The 25,287-nt window shown below is 43.2% G+C and carries 22 protein-coding genes; 19 read left to right on the top strand and 3 right to left on the bottom strand.

Annotated features, from left to right (window positions below; all coding sequences use genetic code 11):
* The first annotated feature begins 173 nt into the window (after positions 1-173).
* The 7 genes from LROSL1_RS10090 (at position 174) to whiA (ending at position 8,328) form a co-directional block, all read left to right on the top strand.
* The gene (locus tag LROSL1_RS10090; RefSeq protein WP_017262170.1) at positions 174-1,526 is read left to right on the top strand and encodes an APC family permease; all 1,353 of its coding nucleotides are present in this window, start codon (positions 174-176) and stop codon (positions 1,524-1,526) included.
* A 9-nt stretch (positions 1,527-1,535) separates the two neighbouring features.
* Complete coding sequence (locus LROSL1_RS10085) at positions 1,536-2,879, top strand: APC family permease (protein ID WP_178914489.1); 1,344 nt, start codon at positions 1,536-1,538, stop codon at positions 2,877-2,879.
* 570 nt (positions 2,880-3,449) lie between these two features.
* On the top strand, positions 3,450-4,568 hold the full coding sequence (locus tag LROSL1_RS10080; protein WP_178914488.1) for a YibE/F family protein: 1,119 nt from the start codon (positions 3,450-3,452) through the stop codon (positions 4,566-4,568).
* The gene (locus LROSL1_RS10075; RefSeq protein ID WP_178914487.1) at positions 4,555-5,364 is read left to right on the top strand and encodes a YibE/F family protein; all 810 of its coding nucleotides are present in this window, start codon (positions 4,555-4,557) and stop codon (positions 5,362-5,364) included. The genes LROSL1_RS10080 and LROSL1_RS10075 overlap by 14 nt, the downstream gene beginning before the upstream one ends.
* Positions 5,365-5,454: 90 nt before the next feature.
* A complete protein-coding gene (gene rapZ / locus LROSL1_RS10070; RefSeq protein WP_017262175.1) occupies positions 5,455-6,342 on the top strand; it encodes an RNase adapter RapZ in 888 nt (295 codons plus the stop codon).
* Between the two features lie 8 nt (positions 6,343-6,350).
* Entirely contained in the window at positions 6,351-7,343 is a 993-nt protein-coding gene (locus LROSL1_RS10065) for a gluconeogenesis factor YvcK family protein (RefSeq protein WP_225440520.1), read from the top strand.
* Between the two features lie 40 nt (positions 7,344-7,383).
* On the top strand, positions 7,384-8,328 hold the full coding sequence (gene whiA / locus LROSL1_RS10060) for a DNA-binding protein WhiA (protein WP_017262177.1): 945 nt from the start codon (positions 7,384-7,386) through the stop codon (positions 8,326-8,328).
* Positions 8,329-8,414: 86 nt separating this feature from the next.
* Here the strand turns inward: whiA and LROSL1_RS10055 are convergent, their stop codons facing one another.
* On the bottom strand, positions 8,415-9,335 hold the full coding sequence (locus tag LROSL1_RS10055; RefSeq protein ID WP_178914485.1) for an SDR family oxidoreductase: 921 nt from the start codon (positions 9,333-9,335) through the stop codon (positions 8,415-8,417).
* A 148-nt stretch (positions 9,336-9,483) separates the two neighbouring features.
* Between LROSL1_RS10055 and LROSL1_RS10050 the strand changes: the two genes are divergently transcribed.
* A complete protein-coding gene (locus LROSL1_RS10050) occupies positions 9,484-10,065 on the top strand; it encodes a TetR/AcrR family transcriptional regulator (RefSeq protein WP_178914484.1) in 582 nt (193 codons plus the stop codon).
* Between the two features lie 136 nt (positions 10,066-10,201).
* Positions 10,202-11,800, top strand: a complete 1,599-nt coding sequence (locus tag LROSL1_RS10045; protein ID WP_178914483.1) for an ATP-binding cassette domain-containing protein — start codon at positions 10,202-10,204, stop codon at positions 11,798-11,800.
* Between the two features lie 151 nt (positions 11,801-11,951).
* Here the strand turns inward: LROSL1_RS10045 and clpP are convergent, their stop codons facing one another.
* On the bottom strand, positions 11,952-12,548 hold the full coding sequence (gene clpP, locus LROSL1_RS10040) for an ATP-dependent Clp endopeptidase proteolytic subunit ClpP (RefSeq protein WP_017262181.1): 597 nt from the start codon (positions 12,546-12,548) through the stop codon (positions 11,952-11,954).
* A 191-nt stretch (positions 12,549-12,739) separates the two neighbouring features.
* Here clpP and LROSL1_RS10035 point away from each other — a divergent pair, with 191 nt between their 5' ends.
* The 10 genes from LROSL1_RS10035 (at position 12,740) to LROSL1_RS09990 (ending at position 24,567) form a co-directional block, all read left to right on the top strand.
* A complete protein-coding gene (locus LROSL1_RS10035) occupies positions 12,740-13,657 on the top strand; it encodes a prenyltransferase (protein ID WP_178914482.1) in 918 nt (305 codons plus the stop codon).
* Between the two features lie 507 nt (positions 13,658-14,164).
* Positions 14,165-15,601, top strand: coding sequence for a Na+/H+ antiporter NhaC (gene nhaC, locus LROSL1_RS10030; RefSeq protein WP_178914481.1), 1,437 nt, complete (start codon positions 14,165-14,167; stop codon positions 15,599-15,601).
* A 173-nt stretch (positions 15,602-15,774) separates the two neighbouring features.
* Positions 15,775-15,927 (top strand): hypothetical protein, encoded by a 153-nt coding sequence (locus LROSL1_RS10025; protein WP_017262184.1) that lies wholly within the window; start codon positions 15,775-15,777, stop codon positions 15,925-15,927.
* Between the two features lie 816 nt (positions 15,928-16,743).
* Positions 16,744-17,604 (top strand): SDR family NAD(P)-dependent oxidoreductase, encoded by an 861-nt coding sequence (locus LROSL1_RS10020; protein ID WP_178914480.1) that lies wholly within the window; start codon positions 16,744-16,746, stop codon positions 17,602-17,604.
* A gap of 51 nt (positions 17,605-17,655) precedes the next feature.
* A complete protein-coding gene (locus LROSL1_RS10015) occupies positions 17,656-18,501 on the top strand; it encodes an acetoacetate decarboxylase family protein (RefSeq protein ID WP_178914479.1) in 846 nt (281 codons plus the stop codon).
* Between the two features lie 86 nt (positions 18,502-18,587).
* On the top strand, positions 18,588-19,250 hold the full coding sequence (locus tag LROSL1_RS10010; protein WP_178914478.1) for a nitroreductase family protein: 663 nt from the start codon (positions 18,588-18,590) through the stop codon (positions 19,248-19,250).
* A 498-nt stretch (positions 19,251-19,748) separates the two neighbouring features.
* Positions 19,749-21,308 (top strand): PucR family transcriptional regulator, encoded by a 1,560-nt coding sequence (locus LROSL1_RS10005; RefSeq protein ID WP_017262188.1) that lies wholly within the window; start codon positions 19,749-19,751, stop codon positions 21,306-21,308.
* An 82-nt stretch (positions 21,309-21,390) separates the two neighbouring features.
* Positions 21,391-21,561, top strand: coding sequence for a hypothetical protein (locus tag LROSL1_RS10000; RefSeq protein ID WP_017262189.1), 171 nt, complete (start codon positions 21,391-21,393; stop codon positions 21,559-21,561).
* Between the two features lie 24 nt (positions 21,562-21,585).
* The gene (locus LROSL1_RS09995) at positions 21,586-23,052 is read left to right on the top strand and encodes a multicopper oxidase family protein (RefSeq protein ID WP_178914477.1); all 1,467 of its coding nucleotides are present in this window, start codon (positions 21,586-21,588) and stop codon (positions 23,050-23,052) included.
* A gap of 90 nt (positions 23,053-23,142) precedes the next feature.
* Positions 23,143-24,567, top strand: a complete 1,425-nt coding sequence (locus LROSL1_RS09990) for a DHA2 family efflux MFS transporter permease subunit (RefSeq protein ID WP_178914476.1) — start codon at positions 23,143-23,145, stop codon at positions 24,565-24,567.
* A gap of 60 nt (positions 24,568-24,627) precedes the next feature.
* Here LROSL1_RS09990 and LROSL1_RS09985 read toward each other — a convergent pair whose 3' ends face one another.
* Positions 24,628-25,080 carry a Fur family transcriptional regulator gene (locus LROSL1_RS09985; RefSeq protein WP_026017171.1) on the bottom strand — a complete coding sequence of 151 codons (453 nt, stop codon included), beginning with the start codon at positions 25,078-25,080 and terminating at the stop codon, positions 24,628-24,630.
* Between the last annotated feature and the right edge of the window lie 207 nt (positions 25,081-25,287).

Raw genomic sequence — 25,287 nt, 5'->3', positions numbered from 1 at the left:
AATAATATGGCTGATCAAATCCTAATCTTTAGGCGTTTTGATCAGCCTTTTTTTGTTTTAACACGACCGTTTTGAGATTGAAGTTCTGCTTAAGGTTGGCCTACAAGATTAAAATTTGGTAAACTAGCACAAACTTATCTAATAAATATGAGTGCGAGAAAGAATGTGACGACATGAAACAAAAAACACCAGTGGTAGAACTGAATCGTTCCTTAGGTATTTGGTCAGCTCTGTCCTTAGTGATCGGGACTATTATCGGCGCCGGCGTATTCGTGAGACAAGCGGCAGTACTTGATGACGCTGGCTCTACCACGGGTGCATTGTTTGCGTGGCTAGCAGGTGGGGTTCTGACATTAACAGCCGGGCTGACCATTGCTGAAATTGCCTCCCAAATGCCACATACTGGCGGTTTGTATGTTTATATGGAACGAATGTATGGCCGTCTGTGGGGCTTTCTATCTGGTTGGATGCAGATTATTATTTACGGTCCAGCAATTATTGCGGCGCTTGCGGCATACTTAGGTATTTTAATGACTGACTTTTTTCACCTGTCAGGTGGGTGGGGATTGGCCGTCTCGCTTGGTACACTAGTAGCGGTTGGTGGACTCAATTTATTTTCTAATCGATATGGTGCAATGTTTGCAATTATAACGACGATTTGTAAATTGTTGCCAATCGTTGCAATCATTGTGTTCGGATTATTCTTCGGTGATGGCAATGCGCTGGGCAACAGTGTGTCGACCGCTACTCAGCATGGCAGCAACTTTGGTGTTGCCATTTTGGCGACGTTATTTGCGTTTGACGGATGGATTCTGGTTGCTAATTTGGGCGATGAAATAAAAGAACCGCAAAAATTATTGCCCCGCGCAATTATCGGTGGGATTAGTATCGTTATGGTTATTTATTTATTGGTAGCCTACGGTGTTTTTGCAAGTTTGCCGGCGTCAACGATTCATCGACTGGGAACGGGGGCAATTCCGTTTCTTGCTACAAAAGACTTTGGCGCAATTGGCGGTAAGCTGTTGAGTATCGGTGTCATTATTTCGATTATCGGTTGTATCAACGGCAAAATCATGACTTTCCCACGCATTATGTACGCGATGGCACGTGATCGGGAGTTGCCATTTAGCCGTGTGCTGGGCTATTTAAGCCCTAAAACAAGGACGCCAATCTTTTCGACCATTGCAGTGTTATTAATTGCCGCGTTGATGGTGTTATTTGCAAACGCAGATCGGCTATCAGAACTATGTATTTTTACGGTTTATTGTTTCTACGTCATGGCGTTTTTGGGATCATTTAAATTGCGTCGTCAGCATAAGGAACGGCCATTTTCGATGCCACTGTTTCCGTTAACCCCGATTGTAGCGATTGGTGGTTCGCTGTTTGTACTCATCAGTGAAGTTTTCTCGGATTTCACGGGTGTCTTATTCTCTTTGGGAATGGTTGTCGTTGGTATTCCAGTTTATTACTATGAGATTAAACACAATCATGCAAAAGATTTTGTTAAAGATGATTCAGGAAAGTGAGTTTAGGCAATGCAAGAGAGTCACGTTGAATTGAAACGTTCTCTAGGACTGTGGTCTGCACTAGCGATTGTAATCGGTACAGTCATTGGTTCCGGGATATTTTTTAAGCAAGCATCTGTTTTACAAATGACTGGTTCTACCAACTTAGCGATGTTGGCTTGGCTGCTAGGGGGACTAATTACCCTAGCCGACGGGCTGACGTTATCTGAAATTGGTTCTCAAATTCCGCATACTGGGGGTCTTTACCAATATATGACCCATATTTATGGTGAATTCTGGGGCTTCATGTCAGGCTGGATGCAGGTTATCGTTTATGCACCAGCAATTGTCGGCTCGATCGCTGGGTATTTAGGCTTGTTGGTCACTAACTTCTTTGGTCTCGGGTCGGTTTGGAAGGCACCAATTGCGATTGGCACCATTATTCTGATCGCGATGCTGAATATGTTGGAAAATCGCTATGGTGCCGCCTTTGCGATTGTGACAACCATTTGTAAGCTATTGCCGATTGCGGCAATCGTAATTTTCGGGCTCTTCTTTGGTCGTGAGGCTGGCTTCGGTGAGACGGTAACGAGTATTCACCAGAGTGTTGGTAACTTTGGCGTTGCTGTGTTAGGTACCATCTTTGCCTATGATGGCTGGATTCTGGTGACTAATCTAGGTGGCGAAATCAAACGGCCCGAAAAGTTGTTACCGTTAGCCATCATTTTGGGAATTACCATTGTTATTGTGTTATACCTCGGGGTAACATTTGGTATTTTTCGGTCTTTAAGTGCAGCTAAAATTAATGAACTCGGCCAGAACGCGACGGCCTACTTTGCCTTAAATGCGTTTGGGGCATTCGGTGGACGACTCGTTAATATTGGGATAATGATCTCAATTATTGGTGCGTTGAATGGTAAAATGATGTCCTTTCCACGGATTTATTATGCGATGGCCGCTAAACGCCATTTGCCGTTTGCCAAACAAATTAGTAGCCTGAACCGTCACACACAAACGCCGGTCGTTGCAACAACGATTTTACTGGCATTGACTAGTTTAATGATCCTGACTGTTGATACTGATCGACTATCTGAGCTCTGTATTTTTGCGATGTACAGTTTTTATATTGCTGCGTTTGTTGGTGTCTTTATCTTGCGTCATCGCAATGGTGGCAAACCGGCTGGGTTCAGCACGCCGGGGTATCCAGTAGTTCCAATTATTGCCATCATCGGAACTAGTTTTGTGGTTATCAGTGAACTGTTCTTCGATTTTGTTGGGGCGGCAACGTCACTGGTTATTATTGGACTAGGAATTCCACTTTATTACTGGTTGAAACGGCATTATAAAAACGATGATTCTATTGATGTCATGTAATTGATTTAACCTCAGAGGAGGTTGTGGGCGTGGTGAAAATGCCGCTTTCGGTTGCCAACATTGACACGCTCGCCGTGGGACCGGTTCAAGCCCGAAGTTCACGGTCTTTCACCTCGTCACAGAGCCTCGTGAAATTCCGAGTCCCCGTGACCGTCCGTGTTGTAAATTCGAGAAGTGCATTCGAATTAACAACACTTTCACGGCTCGGTATCAATGTTGGCGCCCTCCCGCTGACCTAGTTAGGCGATCACATAAATGGCACTTATTAGTCCGCAAAGAGCGGTTTAATCCATCTTCACGGACAATGTTATTTAATATTGATTCACAATTTAGCCATCTATTTAAAACAACAATGGAACTGTTTTGGTCAATCGATCAAGACAGTTTTTCGTTTTAGACACAAAATTGCTCACAATTATTAATTACTGTTAAAAAATCGTTGGCAAGTTTAGTTTTAGTTACGTTTTGAAAGACGTGTTAGTGCGGGTGGTAGAATGAAACGTAGATTTATGAAAAAACGAGTTGGGTTAGGGTGCTTGCGTTTATTTTTGAAAGCGGGGAAATCGTCACATGAATGTTAAACCAAAACACTCTGCAAACTGGTGGGTAACCCTAGTTTGTGTCTTGTTTGGCGGACTGTTGGTACTAGGCGTTGCTTACGATGCCCCAATTTATCAACGACCAATCGCTAAAATTACTAATGTACGTAATGAACGCCCTGTCAAACAACAAGATGAGTTTGAAAATCAAGATGCAACAGTCCATCAGCGGATCAATGCAGTTTTGATTAACACAATTCACAAGGGACAAAAGATTACTTTAAGCAATACATACAGTCGTTCCGGGGCAATGGATCAACCCTATCGCGTGGGCAATCAGGTATTCATTTCAAAACTAACTCGAGGTCAACAGTCGAATATTAAAGGACCAAAGCGAGATACCGTTGTCGCTTTACTGACCTGGATTGTAATCAGTTTGCTGTTTATCTTTATGCGCTCGGCCGGTTTTATGGCATTGTTATCCGTTGGACTAAATGCAGTGCTGTTCTTCTTAGCAATCAACATCGATTTGAGTTTAAAAAATGGCAATGTGTTTGTCATTTTTAGTCTAATTAGTGTTGTTTTTGCAGCTTTAACGCTGTGGCTGGTTTTAGGTTGGAGTCGACAAACGGTCATTACGCTAACGGCGACATTATCCGGGACGGCGTTAGCAATTTTAATCAGCCTGATTGTGTTCGCGCTTACCCATGAACGGGGTATGCACTATGAAGGGCTTCAGTATGTGACCACATTGCCGCGACCCTTGTTTTTAGCAGAGACACTGATTGGGTCTTTAGGGGCGGTGATGGATGAGTCAACAGATATCGTGGCAACACTGTTTGAACTGCAAGCTGAACGTCCAGATGTTAGTAGAAACCAGCTATTTTTATCAGGACGAAACGTTGGTCGCTCCATTATGGGACCTTTGATCAACGTGCTGTTCCTTATCTTTGTAGCCGATACCTTTCCGTTGACACTCTTGTACTTAAAGAATGGTAATAACTGGGGATATACTTACATGATGAATATGTCGATGGGGGTTATTCAAAGTTTAATCAGTGGTCTAGGAATTGTATTAGCCATTCCAGTGGCCAGTTTCGTTGCAAGCCGATTGATGAAGAAGAAGGTGATGACAGATGACAACCTTTAGTGTGTTGGCATTGTTGCTTTTCTTAGCCATGTGGGCTGTGGGTGGTAAACAGGGGGCAATTGCGTTTGTCAGTCTCGGTGTTAACTTTGCGTTGTTGTTTTTAACCATCGTGTTAGTTCAGTTTCACTTGCCGCCACTGCCTGTCACATTAGTTGCTGGGACGATTATATTGGCTGTGACGATTTTCTTTGGGAATGATGATGACAACAGTACGACGACAGCTTTTTACGCTTCCGTTATCGTGATGTTGTTACTTTTGTTGTTTATTGTGCCTGTGGAGCACTGGGCGCAGGTCGCTGGATTCGGGGATGAGGACAGTGAAGACTTGGAAGGCATGTCGCTGTATATTGGCATTTCTTTTTTGAAGGTCGAAATATGCACCGTTGTGTTAAGCACATTAGGTGCCATTGCTGAGGCAGCTATGGCCATTTCATCAGGTCTATCGGAGATTGAAATGCAACAGCCTACAATAACCGGAAAACGTTTGTTTGGCGATGGTTTGAACGTCGGTAAACAGATTATTGGGACCACGTTTAATACTTTGTTCTTCGGCTTTTTTGGTGGTTTCTTATCGTTGTTCATATGGTTCGTCGGTCTTCGCTATTCAATTGGTGAGGTTTTTAATGACAAGGTGTTTGTTGCGGAATTGTTAATGGTGTTGTTATCGTTTATCGGTGTTCTCATTACGGTGCCAATGACGGCAGCAGTAGCTAGTTGGCGTTGGCATCGACAGTCACAACAGTCACAACAGTCACAAAAAAAGCCAATAGTAACTAAAGTAGATGCAGATGAATAAAAAGACACACCCGGTATGTTATACTGTTACAAGTGACGTCGTCAGCTGAGCAAAGAAAAGCAATAAGCGGCGACGTAAGGGGGCAAAGAAGTGGCACAACAACTGAAATTGGTTATTATTACAGGGATGAGTGGTGCTGGCAAAACGGTTGCCATGCAAAGCTTTGAGGACTTGGGCTACTTTGTTATGGATAACATGCCACCCAAACTATTGCCAAAGTTTTGGCAGTTGGTTAGGCAGTCAGGAAATGTTAAAAAAGTTGCGCTTGTCGTAGATTTACGTTCACGTGAATTTTTTGATGACCTACAGGAAATGATTGCAATTTCCTTAAGCACTGGCACGGTAGATACATCGGTATTATTTCTCGATGCGTCTGATGCCGAATTAGTGGCACGGTACAAGGAAACTCGGAGGGCACATCCATTAGCCATGGATGGCCGAGTTTTAGATGGTATTCATCAGGAGCGAAGCTTGCTGTCGGAAATGAAGGAACGGGCAGACTTGGTCATCAACACGGATCATTTGACGCCACGTCAGCTACGCGAAGATATTTTTGAACAATTTGAAAATCAAGATAAACAGTCGGAATTTCATGTTGAAATTTTGTCATTTGGGTACAAATATGGTTTGCCGATTGATGCGGACATCGTGATGGACGTTCGATTTTTACCAAATCCATATTATGTGCCTGAATTAAAATCACTGACTGGCCGTGACCCTGCTGTGTATGATTACGTAATGAAACAGCCCGCCACGGAATCCTTTTACAAGCAGTTTTTAGAGCTTTTAAAACTGACCTTGCCTGGCTATCAAAAAGAGGGCAAAACCAGTTTGACCGTTGCAATTGGTTGTACTGGTGGGCAACATCGGTCAGTCGCTATCACAGAGCGACTAGGCAAAGATTTAAGTCAGGACTATCGCGTCCATGTCAGTCATCGTGACGTGGAGAAACGAAAGGAAACGGTTAACCGCTCATGAGAGAAATCATGGAGAAGCGGCGGCCACGCGTAGTTGTCATTGGCGGAGGCACGGGTTTGCCCGTTGTCCTTAATTCCCTGCATAAGCAGGACGTCGATGTAACTGCCGTTGTGACGGTCGCAGATGACGGTGGTTCTTCGGGAATCATTCGGAACTATATTAACGTTGTGCCACCTGGTGATATTCGTAATGTCATGGCCGCCTTGTCGCGGCTGTCACCATTGGAATTGAAGGTTTTTCAGTATCGGTTTGAAGCTAACGATAACTTCTTCTCCGGTCATGCGATTGGTAATTTAATTATCGCGGCGCTTACTGAAATGGAGCATGGCGTGTTTGGCGCTGTTCAGGAACTGTCCGAAATGATGCATGTAGATGGGCATGTTTATCCAGTTGCCAATGAACCGTTGGTGCTTCACGCTGAGTTTACCGATGGCACGCAACTCGCCGGTGAGGCTGAAATCACGGCTGCCCACAAACAGATTAAACGGGTGTGGGTCACACCACAGCCAGATTCTGACGATGAGATTGCTAAGGCCATGCCAGCCGTAATCGATGCCATTTTAGGCGCCGATTTGATCGTGTTGGGACCTGGTAGTCTATTTACAAGCATTTTGCCAAACCTGATGGTGTCAAACGTGGGCGAGGCAATTATGCATACTCCTGCGGAAGTTGTGTATATTTGTAACATTATGACGCAGAAGGGTGAAACGGATCACTTTACTGATGCTGATCATGTTCAGGTATTAAACAAGCATTTGGGCGCCAATTTCGTGGATACAGTCCTTGTGAATACCGAACGGGTTCCAGAGGATTACATGGATTGGAAACGCTGGAACGAGGTGTCAACACAAGTGACATCTGATACCGACGCATTGACCAGGATGGGTGTCCGCTCAATTCGAGCCAATTTACTACAGTTACGGGATGCCGGTGCTTTTCATGACGGGACCAAAGTGGTTGCCGAGCTGATGAAGTTGCTTGCACATAAACATATTCAATAACTGCCTTGATTGATAAGGTGATAAAAAAGGAGGCAGCACGATGTCCTATGCCAGTGACGTAAAAAAAGAGCTGACTGGATTAAAGGTGCACGCGGCGAATGGTAAGGCTGAATTAATGGCCTTGATTCGCATGAACGGCGCGGTCAGCATTGTTAACCACGCGTTTGTGTTAAACGTGCAAACGGAAAATCCGGCGATTGCTCGACGAATTTATGCATTATTAAAGCAGTTTTACCGTTTGGAAGCAGAACTGATTGTTCGTAAAAACGTCAAACTTAAGAAAAACAACATGTATGTCGTGCGGCTAAAGACCGGTACGCAACAAGTTTTAAACGATCTTCATGTGTTAGGTGACATGGGAATCGAAGAGGTGGTGCCACAAAATGTGCTTACCGAAGATAGCGAAGTTCGCTCGTATTTAAGAGGCGCATTTTTGGCAGGTGGTTCGGTTAATAACCCGGACACCAGTCGTTATCATCTCGAGGTTTATTCTTTGTATGAAGAACAGAATCAACAGATTTGTGAGTTAATGAATCAGTATGACTTGAACGCCCGAATGACCAATCGTCGAAGTGGCTACATTACTTATCTTAAGGAAGGCGAGAAAATTTCTGATTTTCTCACCTTAATTGGAGCGACTAATGCCATGCTAAAGTTTGAAGATGTGCGCATTATGCGTGACATGCGTAATTCAGTCAATCGGCTTGTTAACTGTGAGACGGCGAACATGGAGAAAGTCGCATCTGCCAGTTCTCGCCAAATTGATAACATCGAGTACATCAAATCGCGTGTTGGATTAGGTCAGTTACCAGCTAAGCTTCAGGCCATGGCCGAGACTAGATTGGCCAATCGTGAAGTGAGTTTGAAGGAACTAGGTGACCTGATTCCGGGAGGACCAATTTCCAAGTCTGGCGTTAATCACCGTTTGCGGAAAATCAATGAATTCGCTGATAAACTGCGTGAGGATGACATTATTTCAGCGTAGTTGTCGTGTTTGTAGTTTGATGTGAGCATAAATAAAATGACCGATTTCCTTTAACTGGGAAACCGGTCATTTTATTTATGCTCGAGTTAATTGCGTGGCTGTTGCAGTGCGGCGACATTGGCGGGGTTGCTCAAACATGTCTTTAAATCGTCAAGCAAACCTGTTTCGCGCGGATGCCAGTCCAACGCCGCTTGAGTCCACGTGCTGCTGGTGGGATTACTGCCGACAACGGTAGGTTCAAACCAGCCAAAGTAGGCCTTAGCAGTCTCTTCATCAAAGTGTTCTACCGGCACACGCAACGTGTTGCCAATTGTTTCAACAATGGTCTTTACAGGAACACCTTCTTCGGCAACCGCGTTATAGGTCGCGCCGGCCTCGCCGTTTTCTAATGCGGCCACGAACAGCTGTGCTGCATCGTTACGATGAACGGATGGCCAAACATTGGCGCCATCACCGACGTAGCCAATCTTACCTTGATTAACCGCCATTTGAGCCAGAATGCTACCAAATCCTTGACGCTGAACGTCATGAACCGTGGGTGCTAAACGAACAACGCTGGCGCGAACGCCCTGTTGTGCATAACTGAGCGCCAGTGCTTCGGAAGCTGCTCGACCAACGGGGTGTGCCATATGGTCCTGTTCGGTAGCAGTGCGTCCCATGCCAACCGCCATTAAGGTCCCAGATGTATTAACTAGTGGCTTGTCGGTGTTGGCTAAAGCATCGCCAAGCGCTTTGACAGCAGCCATGTCTTTAGCGACGGCTTCATCATAATGGTTAAAATCATTAGTAAAAGCGAGGTGAATAACACCATCACTGCTCTTTGCGGCCGTTGATAAGGTATCTAAATCGTTCAGTGAGCCTTTAACGGGTGTGGCGCCTGCCTGAGTTAATTGTTGAGCCGAATGATCTGAATGAGCCAGTGCAAGAACCTCATGACCATGTTTAATTAGGGTTTTAACAACAACCTGACCAATGAAGCCATTACCACCTGTAACAAAAACTTTCATAATAAGTGCCTTCTTTTTAAATTTCATTTATTTGATAAAGTTTGTTTTATAAATGATAGCTCTATCGGTAAAGATTATAACCGATAGACTTATCGGTATCAAGTGGTAAACTAAAATAAATTACTTTTAAAGAAATGGGATCAGAAGGATGAAGAAAAAAGACGACCAAAAATATAATCGCATTCTTGATGTTGCTGGCGATCTGATTATTACCGATAGTGTCGGTGCAGTTTCAACTACAAAAATTGCTAAGCAAGTTGGCATTTCCCAGTCTAGTATCTACGTTTATTTCAAGAATCGTGAGGCACTGTTACTTACACTATATGTCCGTGAATTGAAGCGTTTGTATGCTCAGGACAGCGGGGAAGATTTGCGTTCACTGTCGTTTGAAACAGCAATGAAACAGTATCTTGAGCAACTGTTTCACTATGGTTTGACCTATCCTAAAAGTATGACGATCATTCAAAAGTTAAAAGAGGATTACGTCTTTGACGAGCAGGCTGGTGAGCAAATTAATGTCATCGTTCATCAAAGTGCCGTACAGCAGTTGTTATTTAAAGGGCTGGCTGACAAAACATTGCGGCAAGTGGATATTTCACTACTTAGAAACATTATTTTTTCGACGATCAAACTGCACACGGACAACTTGCGGCAAGGTGTGTACACTGAGGCAGACGTGCCGTTTGAAAGAATCCAACGCATGCTAATGAAGGCGGTTCAGAATAACTAATTCAGGCCGAAAGAAACAGTCTGGTTAGTGGGTAGAAATAAATTTGCATATACGCAAATATTAACAATAAGGTGTTGTTGTAGCCTCCCAAGCAGTGATAGGTTCGCTTTAATAAAGAGCGAATGGGGGAGATTGCATGACCAAAATAATTCATCGCGGTTGGTTCAGCATCGCTATTGTTGTGGCGCTGATCAATGGCTTAGAAGTTCCTTTTAACACGGCTACCTATGCCTATATTTTTAAACTGATTACTACGCGTGACTTGGCCGGCGTTGGGATTTATCTGGCGATCGTTCTAGGCGGATATTTATTCTTTTCGCTTTTGTCATACCAGCAAAGCTGGGTAGTCAATAAAAATGTGGCGTTTATCAATTTACGTCTAAAAACCCGTTATGTAGAAGCAAAGGTCGAGCGAGATGATCCCAGCCAGCAGGATTTCGAAGCAAATGGTCTATCATTTTTAATGAATGATTTGAAGCTACTCGAGGATAATTATTGGCGCAACGTGTTTCGATTATTAGGATACGGCACGACCATTTTGGTTACCATGGGATATGCGTTACACAATAGTTTTCGACTAACCGGGATTTTCTTAGCGTTCATGTTGGTGCCAACGGTCTTTCAGCGTTTGGCAAGTAAAGGGACGACGACTAAAGCAACCGTTTGGTCACAAAAAAATGCACAGTTGGCAACACGCGTAAAGGACCTATTACATGGGGCAATGACCATTCGTCGCTATCATGCTGCGGCTGGTTACAGAACTAAGCTACTCAGGGATGTCGGCAGTGTTGAAGAGGCGAATGCTGCGCTTAAGAATCGAATTGCACTGGCCAACAGTCTGCTAATGTATTTGTTTTATCTATTTTCAGAAACGCCGATTGCCATCGGTATCTACCTGACTATTTCGGGAATGTTAACGTTACCGGAATTTGTTGCAGTCCAATATTCAACCAACATGATTTTAAACAGCGTCAATCAAATGCTGACTTGTATTAACCAGATTGGCAGTACCAAGGCTATTCGCCAACAGTTGCGTCGAAGTATTTCCAAAGAAGGCGTAACAGCGGAGTTGCCCATGAAATCGGCACAGTTTCAGGAATTGAGATTGACAAATATCAGCTTTAAACGTGAACATCGCGATATTTTAAATGTCGTTAACTTGCGAGTTCAGAAGGGCGAAAAAGTGTTGATTCAAGGCCCATCTGGGGTGGGCAAATCAACATTGCTGTCGATTATGTTAAAGGAGTTGCCAGTTACAAACGGACAGCTGTTACTCAATGGTCAGGAATATGACGATGCTCAGGTAGAAAATCTATTTAGCAAGGTCTCACAAATACCGATTATCTTTGCCGAGACTGTCCGATATAACCTGACTTTAGGGATGCCATTTTCTGAGGGTGCGATTTTAGTAGCCGTCAGACAGGCTGGACTCAGTGACGTCATCAAAGAATCCAAGCTGAATCAGCAAATAGCCGAAGATGGTAAAAATCTTTCAGGCGGTCAGTTAAAGCGCATTGAAATTGCGCGGGCATTGTTATTTAAACGACAAGTGTTGTTGATTGATGAGGGGACAGCTTCCCTTGATTCAGCAACGGTAAGACAGATTCATGACACACTGTTGTCGTTGACTAATTTGACAGTGATCGAGGTAGACCATCATATTCCACACGAATTATTGTCAAAGTATGATCGTCACTACCAACTGAACAATGGCCGATTAGAAGAGCTCAACTAAAACCTGATGATGGATGGTCATACAGATGCACCCGAATGCCATCGTCAGGACAGCTTAAAATGGCTAATGAACAACTAACTGTGGCCTCTTTGTTTACTGTAAACGCAAAAAAAGACCCTCGTCATTTGACGAAGGTCTTTGCTTGTTGTGACTACTTTTGCATTTCGCTGGAGTTAGTCATAATGTGGTCAATCAAACCATAATCTAAGGCTTGCTCAGCGGTCATGTAGTTATCCCGTTCAGTATCCTTGTTGATAGTTTCAATGTCTTGACCAGTCTTTTCAGCCAGCAAGTTGTTAATCATCTTCCGTGTCTTCAGAATTTCTTCAGCCACGATTTCGATTTCAGTTTGTTGACCTTGAGCACCACCAGAAGGTTGGTGAATCAAGATTTCTGAGTGTGGTAAGGCAAAACGTTTGCCCTTAGCACCAGAAGTTGCCAGAATGGAAGCCATTGAAGCAGCCATTCCCATGACAATCGTTTGAACATCAGACTTAACAAAGTTCATGGTGTCGTAGATTGCCATTCCGGAAGTGATAACACCACCGGGTGAGTTAATGTACATGTAAATATCTTTATCAGAATCTTGGGCATCCAAGAAGAGCAATTGAGCGATGATGGCGTTGGCCATGTCATCTTCGATTGGTCCGGAAACCATAATGATCCGGTCTTTTAATAGTCGTGAGTAAATGTCGTAGGCACGTTCGCCACGGCTGGACTGTTCAATAACAGTTGGAATCAAAGCCATAATTGAGGCCTCCTTGTAATTTGCGTTGTTATTTAGCACTTGTAATGGTGCTCTGCTAATCAACGTAATTGTAGTTTAACCCAAAGGTCAAAAAAGGTCAAACAAAATGGTGCGATTGTTTGAAAAAATGTGATAAAAAGTTGTGTGCAATGTGATAGCCTTAGAGTATCAAGGGGTTAGGAGAGTTAGAGATGAATAAAAAATGGTTAACGTGGCCGGTATTTGTCACGCTAAGTGAGATTTATATCGCACCGTTAAATATTATGTGGTTCATTTTGGGTTCTGCCATTGCTCAATATCGTTATGGCGTGGTGAATTGGCTTAACGTTATTTTGTGTTTGGCGGATGTGTTCATTTTTGACCTGGCAGTTAACGTATCCGATAATTACTATGACTATGTACATGCCGCGGATCGTGAAGGATACGCTGCACATACAAATCCAATTGGCCGGTTGCATTTGCCTAAGCGTGGCGTGTGGTGGCTAGCGGTTACCTTGTACATTATTTCTGCAATCCCTGGCGTGGTTTTAGTCATGCGTACTGGATGGCCGGTATTATTGTTTGGGGTTATTGGTTACCTAATCGGTATTTTCTACACCGCGGGACCCTATCCATTAAATGCCATGCCGATTTGTGAAACTGTGGTTGCTTTTTCCATTACATATTTAATTGAACTCGTCTGTGTTTACATCAGCATTTACGGCCAGCGTCCGTTTACATGGGGCGTGGCGGGTACGACGTTTGCATTATGTCTACCAATTACGTTGTTGTTCTTTACTGTTCAATTAGGAAATAACACGGCGGATCTTGACGAGGATATCAAAAACAATCGTCATACACTGGCTTTTTTCATTGGCCGCAAACGGGCCGTCCAAGTGATGCAAGTTTTCTTGATTGTTGGCAGCTTATGGCCAATTGTAAACTTGGTTTTGGGACTGGCACCGTGGATCACTGTGCTAAGCGTGGTGTTGCTGCCGATTATGTGGCAAGGAATTAAACCGTTCTACGCAGTTCAAGACAAGCAGAAAACGTACATGAAAGTGATTAAAAGTACATCTTTGTTTTACATTGGGTACACTGCCCTGTTTGCAATTGGCGCATGGTTGTGAAGAATAAATCAGGAAAATCATTTGACAAACGATTAAAATGCTAGTATATTTCTAATCAACATTTAATCATTGTTTTCAAACCTAGTAGTGAATGATCTGTGTGTCAGGAAGTCGGTGGTTGCTGCGAACCGATCAGGATCATCTCATCGAAGTACCTGAAAACGAAAATGACCGGGCACCGTTGGACCGTTATCCCAGCGAGAGTGAATATAATGGGCGTTAGGCTCATTTTATTAAGCTGGGTGGTACCACGGTAAACTAATCGTCCCTGTTATGCATAATTGCATAGCAGGGACGATTTTTTGTATTTAGAGTGTTGCATAACTTTGGATTCAGAAGTTAGGTGCACATTTAGGAGAATGGTGCCGCAGTCCGGCATTAAAAAGAGAGAAAAGGGGGCCAATGGAAAATGACAGAAAATTGTGGGGGCAATCCTCGATATAGAACCTCAATGAATGACACTCAACGTTTACAACAATTTGGACATTCAAAAAATGAGGTATTCACATGGAAAAACAAACATTTAAAGTTGGTCGTAACGAAGCACTAATTGTCTTACTAGGCATGTTGTTAATTATGGGATTTGGCGTGATTAAATTTGGTTTGTCGCCCCAAGTTCCCGTTATGTTAGTTATGGGATTATTGATGGCATGGGGTGTTGCTCACCGTTTGCCATGGTCGTTAATTAACGAAGGAATCAAGGATGGGATTGAAACCGGGATTGTCCCAATTTTCATTTTCATTCTGGTTGGTGCGTTAATTAGTACATGGATTGCTGCTGGCATCATTCCATCCTTGATGGTTTTCGGTTTTCATTTAATCAGTGTTCAGTGGTTCGTTCCTTCCGTATTTGTCGTCTGCGCACTGGTTGGTAGCGCCGTCGGTAGTGCTTTTACTGTTATTTCTACAGTCGGCATTGCGTTCTTCGGGATGGGCGTTACGATGCACGTTAACCCAGCTTTAGTGGCCGGCGCGATTATCTCCGGCGCAGTTTTTGGTGATAAATCGTCACCGTTATCCGAATCAACCAACTTAACTGCAGCGGTTGTTGATGCAGATCTATTCAAACACATTATGAACTTGATGTGGTCCACCATTCCCGCATTTATTATTGCGTTAGTTGTATTTGCCATTATGGGCAGCGGCGAAAAGGGTGCTAGTTTAGCGAGCATCAATCATGTCATCAACATTTTAGACAACAATTTTAGTATTTCAGCATGGGCGATTGTGCCGATTGCGTGCATGTTCATTTGCGCATGGCGGCGAGTGCCAGCGATTCCAACCCTGTTTTTAAACATCGGTGTTTCGCTGGTGATGTTACTGATTGAGCATCCAGGCACTAAGTTAACCAAAATTGCTAGCATCATTGAAGCAGGATTTGTTTCTCACACCGGTAATAAAGAAGTTGATTTATTATTATCACGTGGCGGTATTGCAAGCATGATGGGAACGGTCTCACTGATCGTGTTGACCTTATCACTTGGTGGTTTGTTGATGCAGTTTGGACTGATTGACGCTGTGATGACGCCGTTTGCGAAGCATTTAAACTCCGATGGCAAACGGATCATTGCGGTCGTTCTCTCAAGTATTGGCGTTAACATCTTCATCGGTGAACAATTCTTATCCGTTATCCTTCCAGGTAAGGCATTCAAGAAAACATTTGACGAATCCGGATTAGCTCCTGTCGCATTAGGACGGGCACTTGAAGATGGCGGAACGGTTATTAACTACCTGATTCCGTGGGGGGTTGCCGGCGTGTTCGCAGCCAACACGCTTGGTGTTCCAACGATGCAATACTTACCATTCGCATTATTTAGCTTATTGTCACCAGTATTTTCTATATTAAGTGGCTTGACTGGTATCGGTTTGAAGCATCAAGACGTTGCAAAAACGGAGCCAGAAAATTTTAAGCAGGTCACGGCTTCAACGGCTGTGGAAGAGTAATACGTCCGGTTAAAACGGTAGCGTGTGAACGAGGTCGTGACCAAAATAAAATAATTATTATGGCCGTTTGTGGTGCGGTTATTACATTGATGACTAAACCGGGCTTGCTCACGTTGTCTAAAGCTGGTATAGTATTACGTGTTATTAAACACAGTATTGAGAGGAGAAGCATCATGGCAGAAAAGAAACCATTGAACTCATTCGCCGGCCAACGTCCCGTTGCTAAACGTCAACGTCGTATTCGCCGTGAAAAAGAAATTGCCGCAATCCAACGTTGGGCTGCTGGTAAGACTGACACGATCGAAGCAGCTCCAAAGGCTAAGTAATTTCGGTTGGTAGGCTTTTCTGATCGTCTCTAATTCAGTACATCAAAAAGCATTTAGTCCCGCAATCTCGTCATGAAAATGATGGGGTTGCGGTTTTTTTATTTTAGAGTGTGATCACCCACGGTTTGAAGTCGAGCAATAACGTAAATACGCCGTCATGAAGACGAACTTTGTCTTTATGGCGGCGTATTTGGGTTATGTACAGACTTCAGTGGGTGAGAGCGCGTTTGCGACAATGTAATAGAAAAAATTGGGTTTGTTGCCGAACAGGTCTCTGGGGTGTCGAAGCGCGTTATGACTATGAAGCAGGAAAACGGGTTATGCACAGACTTCGGTGGGTGAGAGCGCGTTTGCGATAATGTAATAGAAAAAATTGGGTTTGTTGCCGAACAGGTCTCTGGGGTGTCAAAGCGCGTTACGACTATGAAGCAGAAAACGGGTATTAGCATCATCACTGACATACTTTAGTTTATTCAGTTGATAAAGAAGAAACTCGACAAACTCTCATAAAGCTAATTTTGTTTTCCTACTCAACAGTTGATAATTCCTTGATTATCAGCTCTTTATTCCGACAATGTGAAAAAGGTACAGTCCTATCTACAGATTATTGTATGGATTGTCCCTTATTGAAGTTTAGTGTAAGCGCTAACATATAGGTGTATTCAAGAGTTAGTTACATAACGTTTGAATATCTCCAGGGGATTTTTTGGTAATAAGCTCACAAAAATTATTATATTAAAACGTACTCATAACGTTCATAAGCACAACAATAACGATTTCTAGAGCGTCGTGAAAACGTTTAGGAGGAGCAGTGTTATGAAGGATTTTAAGGATAAGGTTATGTTTATTACTGGTGCCGCACACGGGTTTGGCCAGGTTATTGCTGAAGAGGGTGCTCGTCGGGGCATGAAGTTGGCAATAGTTGATATCGATGAGCCAGCATTAAAGGAAACATACAAGAATGTCACGGATGCTGGTGCTGACGCCATTATGATTACCGCGGATATCACCAAAGAGGATGCTGTTAACGATGCAGTTGATCAAACGATGGCTAAGTTTAATCAAATTGATTTATTAATCAATAACGCCGGTATCGCATTGCCAGGACGGATGTGGGAGTTACCGACCCGTGATTGGGAATGGATCATGCATATCAACGTGATGAGCCAAGTTTATGCAATGAAGCGGATTATTCCAATTATGTTGAAGCAAAAGACACACGCTGCCATTCTGAACGTTGCTTCCATTGCCGGACTCGTTGACACACCAGGGATGCCTTCTTACCACGCCAGCAAGTTTGCCGCTGTAGGGATGACAGAGGCAACTGCTTATGATCTTCAACGCATTAACGCCGACATTGAAATGCACGTTATGTGTCCGGGATTTGTTCAAACGGACCTTTATCACACTGAAAATCACCGTCCAGCACAATACAGTGATCCATCTGACCCTTACTACTCAAGTGAAGCTTACATGAAAGGTCAACAATTTGCCAAGTATGTAATTACAAATGGTAAGCCAATTGACACTATCGCTGACACAGTCTTTAAGGCACTTGAAAACAACGACTTCTACATTTTGACTCACCCAGAATACAACCCACTGATTTCCGACCGGGTAAACCGCATTGTTAACAACGGTGCACCTGATGTTCATGTCATGGATGGCATTATGTAATCGTAAAGTACCTGTTTAAAATGACTTTTGTTAATGAAAGGAAGATTAATTATGGCTAGTTTTGTTGCAAGTGAAGAAGACGTAAAAAACTTTTTGAAGTCACCAAGTATGAATGATCAAGAGGGGATTGGGTTTGCATATGCAACTGACGAGGCAATCTTAAAGAAATTGATTCCTGCACCACTGCAATTGATGGCACCAGTTGTTTGTGGTTACGTTGTTCACATGGGTAAACCAACATTCGGTGCACCCTATTTGGAACAGAGTTTATTTGTTCTTGTTAGTTATCAAGGTAAGATGATGGGCGCTTATCCACTTGAATTATTACTACATGGCCCTGGTGCTGAGGCTGGTCTGACTGCCGGCCGTGAAGGTGCCGGCATTCCAAAGAAGTTAGCTGACAATATTGAATTACGACGCAACGACAATTCTGCCAGTGCAGTTGTTGATCGTCATGGCAAACGTCTATTAGACCTTTCTTGGACAGCAGGTGAATTAAATGACCCTTCTATCATGAAACAATTTGCGGGTCAATTGGCACTGAACAAAGAGGCTGAAATGAGCTCATTCTTCTTTAACTACGACTTGGATCAACATGAAGATGGGACAAATCACTTTACAAACGTTGAGTTAGTTTCGACACAAATGCGCAACTTGGCTGACAGGGTTGAACCAGGGAGCCTGTCCATTAAGGTTGACTCCACTGATGACGATCCATTTGGCGAATTACCAGTGCTTAAGCCACTTGGTGCTGCATGGTTCCACTTTGCTACATCGACCATGTACAACACCTTGAAGCTAGAGTCAGTTGATGCTGACAAGATGGCGCCATACTTGATTACAGGCCACTATGATCGTGGTGTCATCAACCCAGCTGCAACGGCTTACATGATTTAGGCTTTAGGTTGCTAAATGAAAGCGATACCATTACTATTTAATTAGTTAGTTGGGCACGAACATTATAAACGAAAGAGGCAATGATGATGTCAGAAGCAACAGAGACAAAAAAATTGGTTAACAATGATTTCTCGAATGTTATGTTCGATCGTCATTCAGTTCGTAACTTTGATCCATCGGTAAAAATTTCACGTGATGAATTGCAAAAAATGATTTCAGAGGCCACTTCAGCACCATCGGCATGTAATCTGCAATCATGGCATTTTGTGGTCATTGACACGCCGGAAGCAAAAGAAAAGTTAAAATCCGCTGCCATGAAATTTAACTATCCTCAAATTGATTCTTCATCTGCAATTATTTTTATTGCAGGTGACACGCAGTCACACGAAGTTTATCGTGACGTTTGGACAAAAGTTTATAAAGACGGCAAAATTGATAAAGCACGTTTGGACCAGATTTTAGGAACCTTCCTACCACTCTATGAAAATGCATCTCGTGATTTTCTGACCTTAGATGCAACTATTGATGGCTCTGTTGTGGGTATGCAGCTATTGTTAATTGCTCGGGCACATGGCTATGACGCTAATGCTTGGTCTGGATATGATTTCGAAAAGATCATTCCGGCTGTCGGGTTAGACCCAAAGCGTTTCGTTCCGGTAATGGCTGTTGCTGTCGGTAAAGCTGATAAGAGCAAGGATATTCTTCACACTGACCGCTATGACGCCAAGACGTTGACTGACTTTCTTTAGTCTGCGGTCTTTCAGATAAATTAAACAATTTAAAACAAATGGTTGCTGAGCTTAAAAACTCGACAACCATTTGTTGTTTTTTAATTTTATCAAACGACATTTTAAGTATTTCATTAAAGGACAATCATTCAGTTCGATGCTTACGGAGAGACTGGGCCTGTACGCTTGTCAAGCCGATACCTTAACTATACCGGCTGAATGGGATAAATTTCATCTACCGGATGGCTACGATGAATGCCAGATTGTTTATTGATTACCAGTTCAAGCCAAGGCGTTATTCATAATGAACATAACTTTGCCCGTAAAAGCTTACAGAATTTTTTAGGCTTTAATCAACAAGATTAAATGATTACAGGAAATACACAATATCCTACATGACTTTTTACGTCTTTACGGTAGCGCTTACATTAGGTACGATTAAGTATGAAAGTGCTATCATTTGTGACTTTAATACGTTAAACACGTCGTCCCTGAAGAGATCATTGAAAGGATGAAACGATGAAATTAAAAGAATTGCTTAAACATATCGCTACGAATTGGGAGCTTAGTGTTGATGTATCGCAAGAAATTAGTGACAAGAGCATTGAGAATGTGAAATTGCTTAATGCTTCTGTTAAAGCTAACGAATATGGCACGTTAGGTGTTGTAAAAAATGACGACGGGACTTTAACTATAAGGCTAGACGACTTTGTCTTGGGACAGATCAACCATCGCCGTAGTTCAAATCAAGCTGTTGACGATAAGGACATTCTACAGTTGTTTAACGATATTGCGGATTTATTAATGCTAAAAACAGTTGTCCAGCACAATGTTAGTAAACAGGCCATTAACGCCATAAATGATGATTTTGGTACCTGCATTCGTCAAATTAGTGAAATGCTGGAAAATCCATTAATTTTATTTGACTTAAGTGGCAAAATTATTTCAACGATAGCAACTGATGAGTCAATGACAACTACTCTTGAAAGTGCATTTAAACCCATCCATGGCGAATCATGGTTATTTCAACAACGTGATTTGGCTAATAGCTATGGATTGAAGATTCATTTACGACGGTTAGCTACTGCTGCACAAACAATACCAGTTTTAGTAACATCGATTACTAATCATGAGCAGTCCTTAGGCTATCTTGCTATGGCTACGGTTCAAACACCGCTAAACGCGAAAGTAGTTACAATGTTGCCGATGCTGGCGGAAGTGTTAGGCCAAGTGATGATTAAACAACATGTCACCTTATCAGCGTCTTCGCCACGAGATGAACTACTGACAATGTTATTAACGGAGCAACAGCGCAGTTTATTTCCAGCCCAGTTTGCGAAGCAGCACGTAACCTTGCCAGATGCGATGGTATTAATTCGTTGTGAACCTGAATCTGGGCAATCAGCGACCGCACTTAAGGAACGGTTAAAATATTTGATGACACCATTGTTTAAACAATGTTTGTTTACAATTTTTCATCATCAGTGTTTAGCACTTATCTCCATTGGTTTACAGGCCTATAACTGTGACTCGTTTAAAAATAAATTGACAAAAGTGGCCGAACAGGCTGGTTGTCGATTCATTGTATCGAACTATTACACTAGACCGGAGGACACCATTGCAGCCAATATGGTTTGCACACGAACTTCGAAATTGCGGGATCATGAAGAAACAGTTGTTTTTTGCGAAGACGAATTTTTTGATCTTGTGTTAGCGCGAGTACATCATATTGAAATTTTACCGTTTTTTATTAATCCGGCTTTAAGGGCGCTCATGGTTTACGATAAACAGAATCATACGGAACTTGTCAAAACCTTAGATGTATATCTCGAGTCTACATGCAATTTGACGCAAACGGCTAAGTCACTCTTTGTTCATCCTAATACTCTTAGAAATCGACTGATGCATATAACTGAGTTAACGGGCATTGATGTCAAAAATGCTGAGACCTGTTTTAAATTGGCTTCCAGCTTCAAAGTTCGCGCTTTTTTGGAGAAAAACAAATATGTGATTGATCAGTCAATTCCGACGACAGACCAGGAAAGCGATGAGTTTAGATTAAGTGATTTAGATCTGTAATCCAAATTAAATTGAAATTTTTCAGCCTTCTGCGATGACATTTTAACTTAGAATGAATACAATGTACTCGGGAGGTGGAATTATGGGAACTGGTTCTAAACCCATCACGATCTTTTTCGTGATTTTGTATGCGTTTCTGTTTTATTTAGTATTTGCTAACAAGAACATGCTAGCAATGGAAGTGATGGCAGTGGGGATGTTATTGCAAGCCATCATTGATTGCTGGTGTGCTTTTCGCAAGTCAAAACCATGATACATATTTATAGGAGGCGTTCGCATGAGTGAACAGAAGGTTTACAACGATTATTTTTACGATGAACCTGTTTATGATTTGCATGACGGGGGTTATGTGCCGTTGAAGGTACCGGATGTGCCGGAGAAGCCCTTAACAATTCCGAGTGTATTAAAACCGGACAAAGTGGATGGCAATGATGTTTGGTACACCATTCGCGCGCAAGCTGGTGAAACACAAATTTTACCCGGTGCTAAGACGAAGACGTGGGGCTACAATGCATCCTTGCTGGGCCAAACGGTCGTGTTGAAGGATGGTGTCCATTATCACGTGCATATCGTCAATGAATTACCTGAAGTGACGACATTGCACTGGCATGGTCTCAACGTGCCTGGCCCTGTCACAGACGGTGGACCACATGCGCCAATTTATCCTGGTGAATCTCGTGACATTGACTTCACCTTGAATCAACCGGCCCAAACGGACTGGATTCACCCGCACCCATGTCCGAACACTGCTCGTCAGGTCTGGAACGGCTTGGCAGCGGCAGTTGTTGTGACTGACGACGTAGAGAGTAAACTACCATTCCCACGCAATTATGGCGTTGATGACATTCCAGTTATCTTGCAAGATCGTAGTTATCACGACAATCAATTGGATTATGATGCCGATTATGACGTGGACGGTACGTTAGGTGACACGCCGTTAGTTAACGGCACCGTTAATGGTGTCTTTAAGGTCACGACGCAACGGGTTCGGTTACGAATTTTGAACGGTGCTGACCGGCGTGAATACCGTTTGCACTTCAGTGATGATCACGAATTCACTCAGGTTGGCTCTGATGGTGGCATTTTGCCAGCACCAGTTAAGTTGACTAAGTTGATGTTGACCTGTGCTGAACGGGCAGAAGTTATCGTTGACTTCGGTGATCACAAACCAGGTGACAGAGTTCAATTGATGTCTGACGATGTGCCGTTGATGACGTTTGAAATTGGCAAGTTTGAACCAGATAGCACGCAGTTGCCAGATCACTTGGTTGATTTGGCCGATTGGGAACCAACGCCAGGTTTGCCCGTTGAAAAGACAGTTATGTCAGGCATGGACGACGAAGTTCGCCTTGACGGTAAGCTGTTTGATATGCAACGAATTGACCGCAAACAGAAGTTGGGTGATGTCGTCGACTGGGATGTGACTAATACAAATGACATGGGTAGTGGCATGATTCATCCGTTCCACATGCATGGCTGTCACTTCTTAGTCCTGTCACGGAATGGTAAGGCACCTTATCCAAATGAACACGGCTACAAGGATGTTGTCGGTGTTAATGCCGGTGAGACTGTTAGAATTCGGGTTATGTTTGATGTGCCTGGGGTCTTCATGTATCATTGCCACATTTTGGAACACGAGGATACAGGGATGATGGCCCAGATTGAAGCTTATGATCCAGACCACCCACAAACGTTCCATTTGTTAAGCATGGATGATGTTAACAACCGAACGAACCAAAATTAAATTAATCGTTGGCTAATATGAGCGGCGTCTTGAATAATTCAGACGCCGTTTTTATGTGAGTCGGCGAACACATAGAGAGAAGTGCATTGTATGAGTGAGAAAGAGGCAACAGCGAGTGTCGACAATAGGGGGCACATTTATAATCGATTATGGTTCATCATTACGTTACTAACGGGCACATTTAGTATGTCCATTAGTCAATCGTCCTTATCGACTGCATATCCGACCTTAATGCGCACGTTTAATATCGGAGCACCGCAAGTGCAGTGGATGACGACTGGTTTTATGTTGGTGATGAGTGTCATGATTCCCGTGAGCCCGTGGTTACTGAATAACGTTAAATTCACAACGTTATTTCGTTGGGTGACCGCCATGTTTGCGTTTGGGACATTGCTGTGTATGACGGCGACGAATTACCCAGTATTGCTAATTGGTCGTTTGATTGAGGCACTTGGCGTTGGCATCATCTTTCCATCGTTTCAGACGGTGCTGCTGACAATTACGCCTGAAGATCATCGGGGAGCAACGATGGGCACGGCAGGACTAATCATGGGATCTGCCTTAGCAACCGGGCCAATCGTTTCTGGGATTGTCCTGTCGTTTGCCAGTTGGCGTGGTCTGTTTGTGTTGTTCTTCGTGCTGGTTACCGCTGTGTTTATTCTGTCTTTCTGGACGATTAAAGATGTTATGCCAGTCAATCGATCGACAATGGACTGGCTATCGATTATTTATTCACTGGGATTCATCGGTGTCTTATACGTCCTCAATCAAATTGGGGTAAAGGGTGCTAATTGGTGGCTGACAGCGTTGCTAATTATCAGTATTCTGGCGTTGATTGGCTTTTGTTATCGTCAGTTGCACCGTGACCAGCCGTTATTGGAATTACGAGTCTTCCACAGCCGTTTGTTCACGACTGGTGTGTTGCTAACGGGAGCTTCTTACATTGCACTGATTGTGACCACGATTGTGCTACCGTTGTATTATCAAAACGTGCTTGGTCTTTCAGCACTATTTTCTGGTTTGTCGCTGGTTCCAGCGGCCGTGGGTCTCAGTCTGTTGAACCCACTATCCGGTCATTTGATGGATCGCGTTGGACCACGAAATGTTGTCCTTACGGGGATGATTTTGATTGTGCTCGGGTTTGGTTACCTGACTATCTTTGCACGTCATTTAAACGTGTTTAGCTTGATTTTGGCTTCAATTGTGACTGAAGGTGGGAATGCATTTGTTATGATGCCAGCCGTTACATTGGGGGCAAACTCATTGCCGGATAAACTGATTTCTCACGGAACAGCTGTGACAACGACTGCTCGTCAGATTCTGGGATCGGCAGGGGTTGCTGCCGCCACGATTATTTTGACGCGGGTGACAGATGCGCATAAGGCTGCTCAAGGTTTGCATCAGGCCACACTGACTGGCTATCAGATGACGTTCTTAACATTTCTGATTATCGGAATCTTAGGTTTGGCATTAACGTTTACCTTACCGCGTGGTAAACAGGCACCAACGAAGTAGGAGTAAGAAAAATCGTCGTTCACATTAATTGTGAGCGACGATTTTTTATTTATATCTGATTTATTTTACATCTGGTGTTAGTCCCAGTTTGCGTTGGCAATCTGGACAATAACCATAGAGTTCGATGTGATCTTCGGTAATCATGTAACCAGACTGTTTAACCGCAGCGCTTTCCAGATTAGCGAAATCATCATAAAAGATGTCCGTAATCTTCCCACAGTTCTGACAAACGGCGTGAAAATGTGGCCGGCCAAAGTAGTCATAGTGTGTTCCGGCATCACCGTTTTCTAGCTCAATCACAATCCCTGTTTCGACTAACGTATTTAACGTATTGTAAATCGTTGCCAAGCTTAGTCCTTGGTGAACGGGTTTCAGTTCGTCAAACATGGTGCCAACGTCAGGATGATTGTGGTGTGTCATGAGGTAATGGAGCACAATCTGCCGTTGCGGGGTAACCCGCAGATGTTTGTCCTTTAATACTTTTACCGCTGCTTCATCAATAACCTGTGCCATAGACAACTCCTTCCTTAGACTTGTTCTAACTTAATATTAAAACGCTTTTCTATCTAAATACCAATTAGATGAATTGTCAAGGACTCATCTAATTGACGATGCGTCTGAAATTATGGCAGTAAAATCAATTCCTCAAAATTTGAGTGGATTGATTTCGTTTTGCAGGTCGAGGACGTCATACCATGGGACCGATCTCAGCCCTCAAAC

It is taken from the genome of Furfurilactobacillus rossiae (genome assembly GCF_013394005.1).
Taxonomy (GTDB): domain Bacteria; phylum Bacillota; class Bacilli; order Lactobacillales; family Lactobacillaceae; genus Furfurilactobacillus; species Furfurilactobacillus rossiae.
Note: the sequence above shows the minus strand (reverse complement) of the source record. Positions and strands in the feature narration are given on the sequence as shown.

What these genes read in the sequence shown, in the direction of transcription:
- LROSL1_RS10090 (WP_017262170.1), top strand. Translation starts at nt 174, where the DNA reads ATGAAACAAAAAACACCAGTGGTAGAACTGAATCGTTCCTTAGGTATT.
- LROSL1_RS10085 (WP_178914489.1), top strand. Translation starts at nt 1,536, where the DNA reads ATGCAAGAGAGTCACGTTGAATTGAAACGTTCTCTAGGACTGTGGTCT.
- LROSL1_RS10080 (WP_178914488.1), top strand. Translation starts at nt 3,450, where the DNA reads ATGAATGTTAAACCAAAACACTCTGCAAACTGGTGGGTAACCCTAGTT.
- LROSL1_RS10075 (WP_178914487.1), top strand. Translation starts at nt 4,555, where the DNA reads ATGACAACCTTTAGTGTGTTGGCATTGTTGCTTTTCTTAGCCATGTGG.
- LROSL1_RS10065 (WP_225440520.1), top strand. Translation starts at nt 6,351, where the DNA reads ATGGAGAAGCGGCGGCCACGCGTAGTTGTCATTGGCGGAGGCACGGGT.
- whiA (WP_017262177.1), top strand. Translation starts at nt 7,384, where the DNA reads ATGTCCTATGCCAGTGACGTAAAAAAAGAGCTGACTGGATTAAAGGTG.
- LROSL1_RS10055 (WP_178914485.1), bottom strand. Translation starts at nt 9,335, where the DNA reads ATGAAAGTTTTTGTTACAGGTGGTAATGGCTTCATTGGTCAGGTTGTT.
- LROSL1_RS10050 (WP_178914484.1), top strand. Translation starts at nt 9,484, where the DNA reads ATGAAGAAAAAAGACGACCAAAAATATAATCGCATTCTTGATGTTGCT.
- LROSL1_RS10045 (WP_178914483.1), top strand. Translation starts at nt 10,202, where the DNA reads ATGACCAAAATAATTCATCGCGGTTGGTTCAGCATCGCTATTGTTGTG.
- clpP (WP_017262181.1), bottom strand. Translation starts at nt 12,548, where the DNA reads ATGGCTTTGATTCCAACTGTTATTGAACAGTCCAGCCGTGGCGAACGT.
- LROSL1_RS10035 (WP_178914482.1), top strand. Translation starts at nt 12,740, where the DNA reads ATGAATAAAAAATGGTTAACGTGGCCGGTATTTGTCACGCTAAGTGAG.
- nhaC (WP_178914481.1), top strand. Translation starts at nt 14,165, where the DNA reads ATGGAAAAACAAACATTTAAAGTTGGTCGTAACGAAGCACTAATTGTC.
- LROSL1_RS10025 (WP_017262184.1), top strand. Translation starts at nt 15,775, where the DNA reads ATGGCAGAAAAGAAACCATTGAACTCATTCGCCGGCCAACGTCCCGTT.
- LROSL1_RS10020 (WP_178914480.1), top strand. Translation starts at nt 16,744, where the DNA reads ATGAAGGATTTTAAGGATAAGGTTATGTTTATTACTGGTGCCGCACAC.
- LROSL1_RS10015 (WP_178914479.1), top strand. Translation starts at nt 17,656, where the DNA reads ATGGCTAGTTTTGTTGCAAGTGAAGAAGACGTAAAAAACTTTTTGAAG.
- LROSL1_RS10010 (WP_178914478.1), top strand. Translation starts at nt 18,588, where the DNA reads ATGTCAGAAGCAACAGAGACAAAAAAATTGGTTAACAATGATTTCTCG.
- LROSL1_RS10005 (WP_017262188.1), top strand. Translation starts at nt 19,749, where the DNA reads ATGAAATTAAAAGAATTGCTTAAACATATCGCTACGAATTGGGAGCTT.
- LROSL1_RS10000 (WP_017262189.1), top strand. Translation starts at nt 21,391, where the DNA reads ATGGGAACTGGTTCTAAACCCATCACGATCTTTTTCGTGATTTTGTAT.
- LROSL1_RS09995 (WP_178914477.1), top strand. Translation starts at nt 21,586, where the DNA reads ATGAGTGAACAGAAGGTTTACAACGATTATTTTTACGATGAACCTGTT.
- LROSL1_RS09990 (WP_178914476.1), top strand. Translation starts at nt 23,143, where the DNA reads ATGAGTGAGAAAGAGGCAACAGCGAGTGTCGACAATAGGGGGCACATT.
- LROSL1_RS09985 (WP_026017171.1), bottom strand. Translation starts at nt 25,080, where the DNA reads ATGGCACAGGTTATTGATGAAGCAGCGGTAAAAGTATTAAAGGACAAA.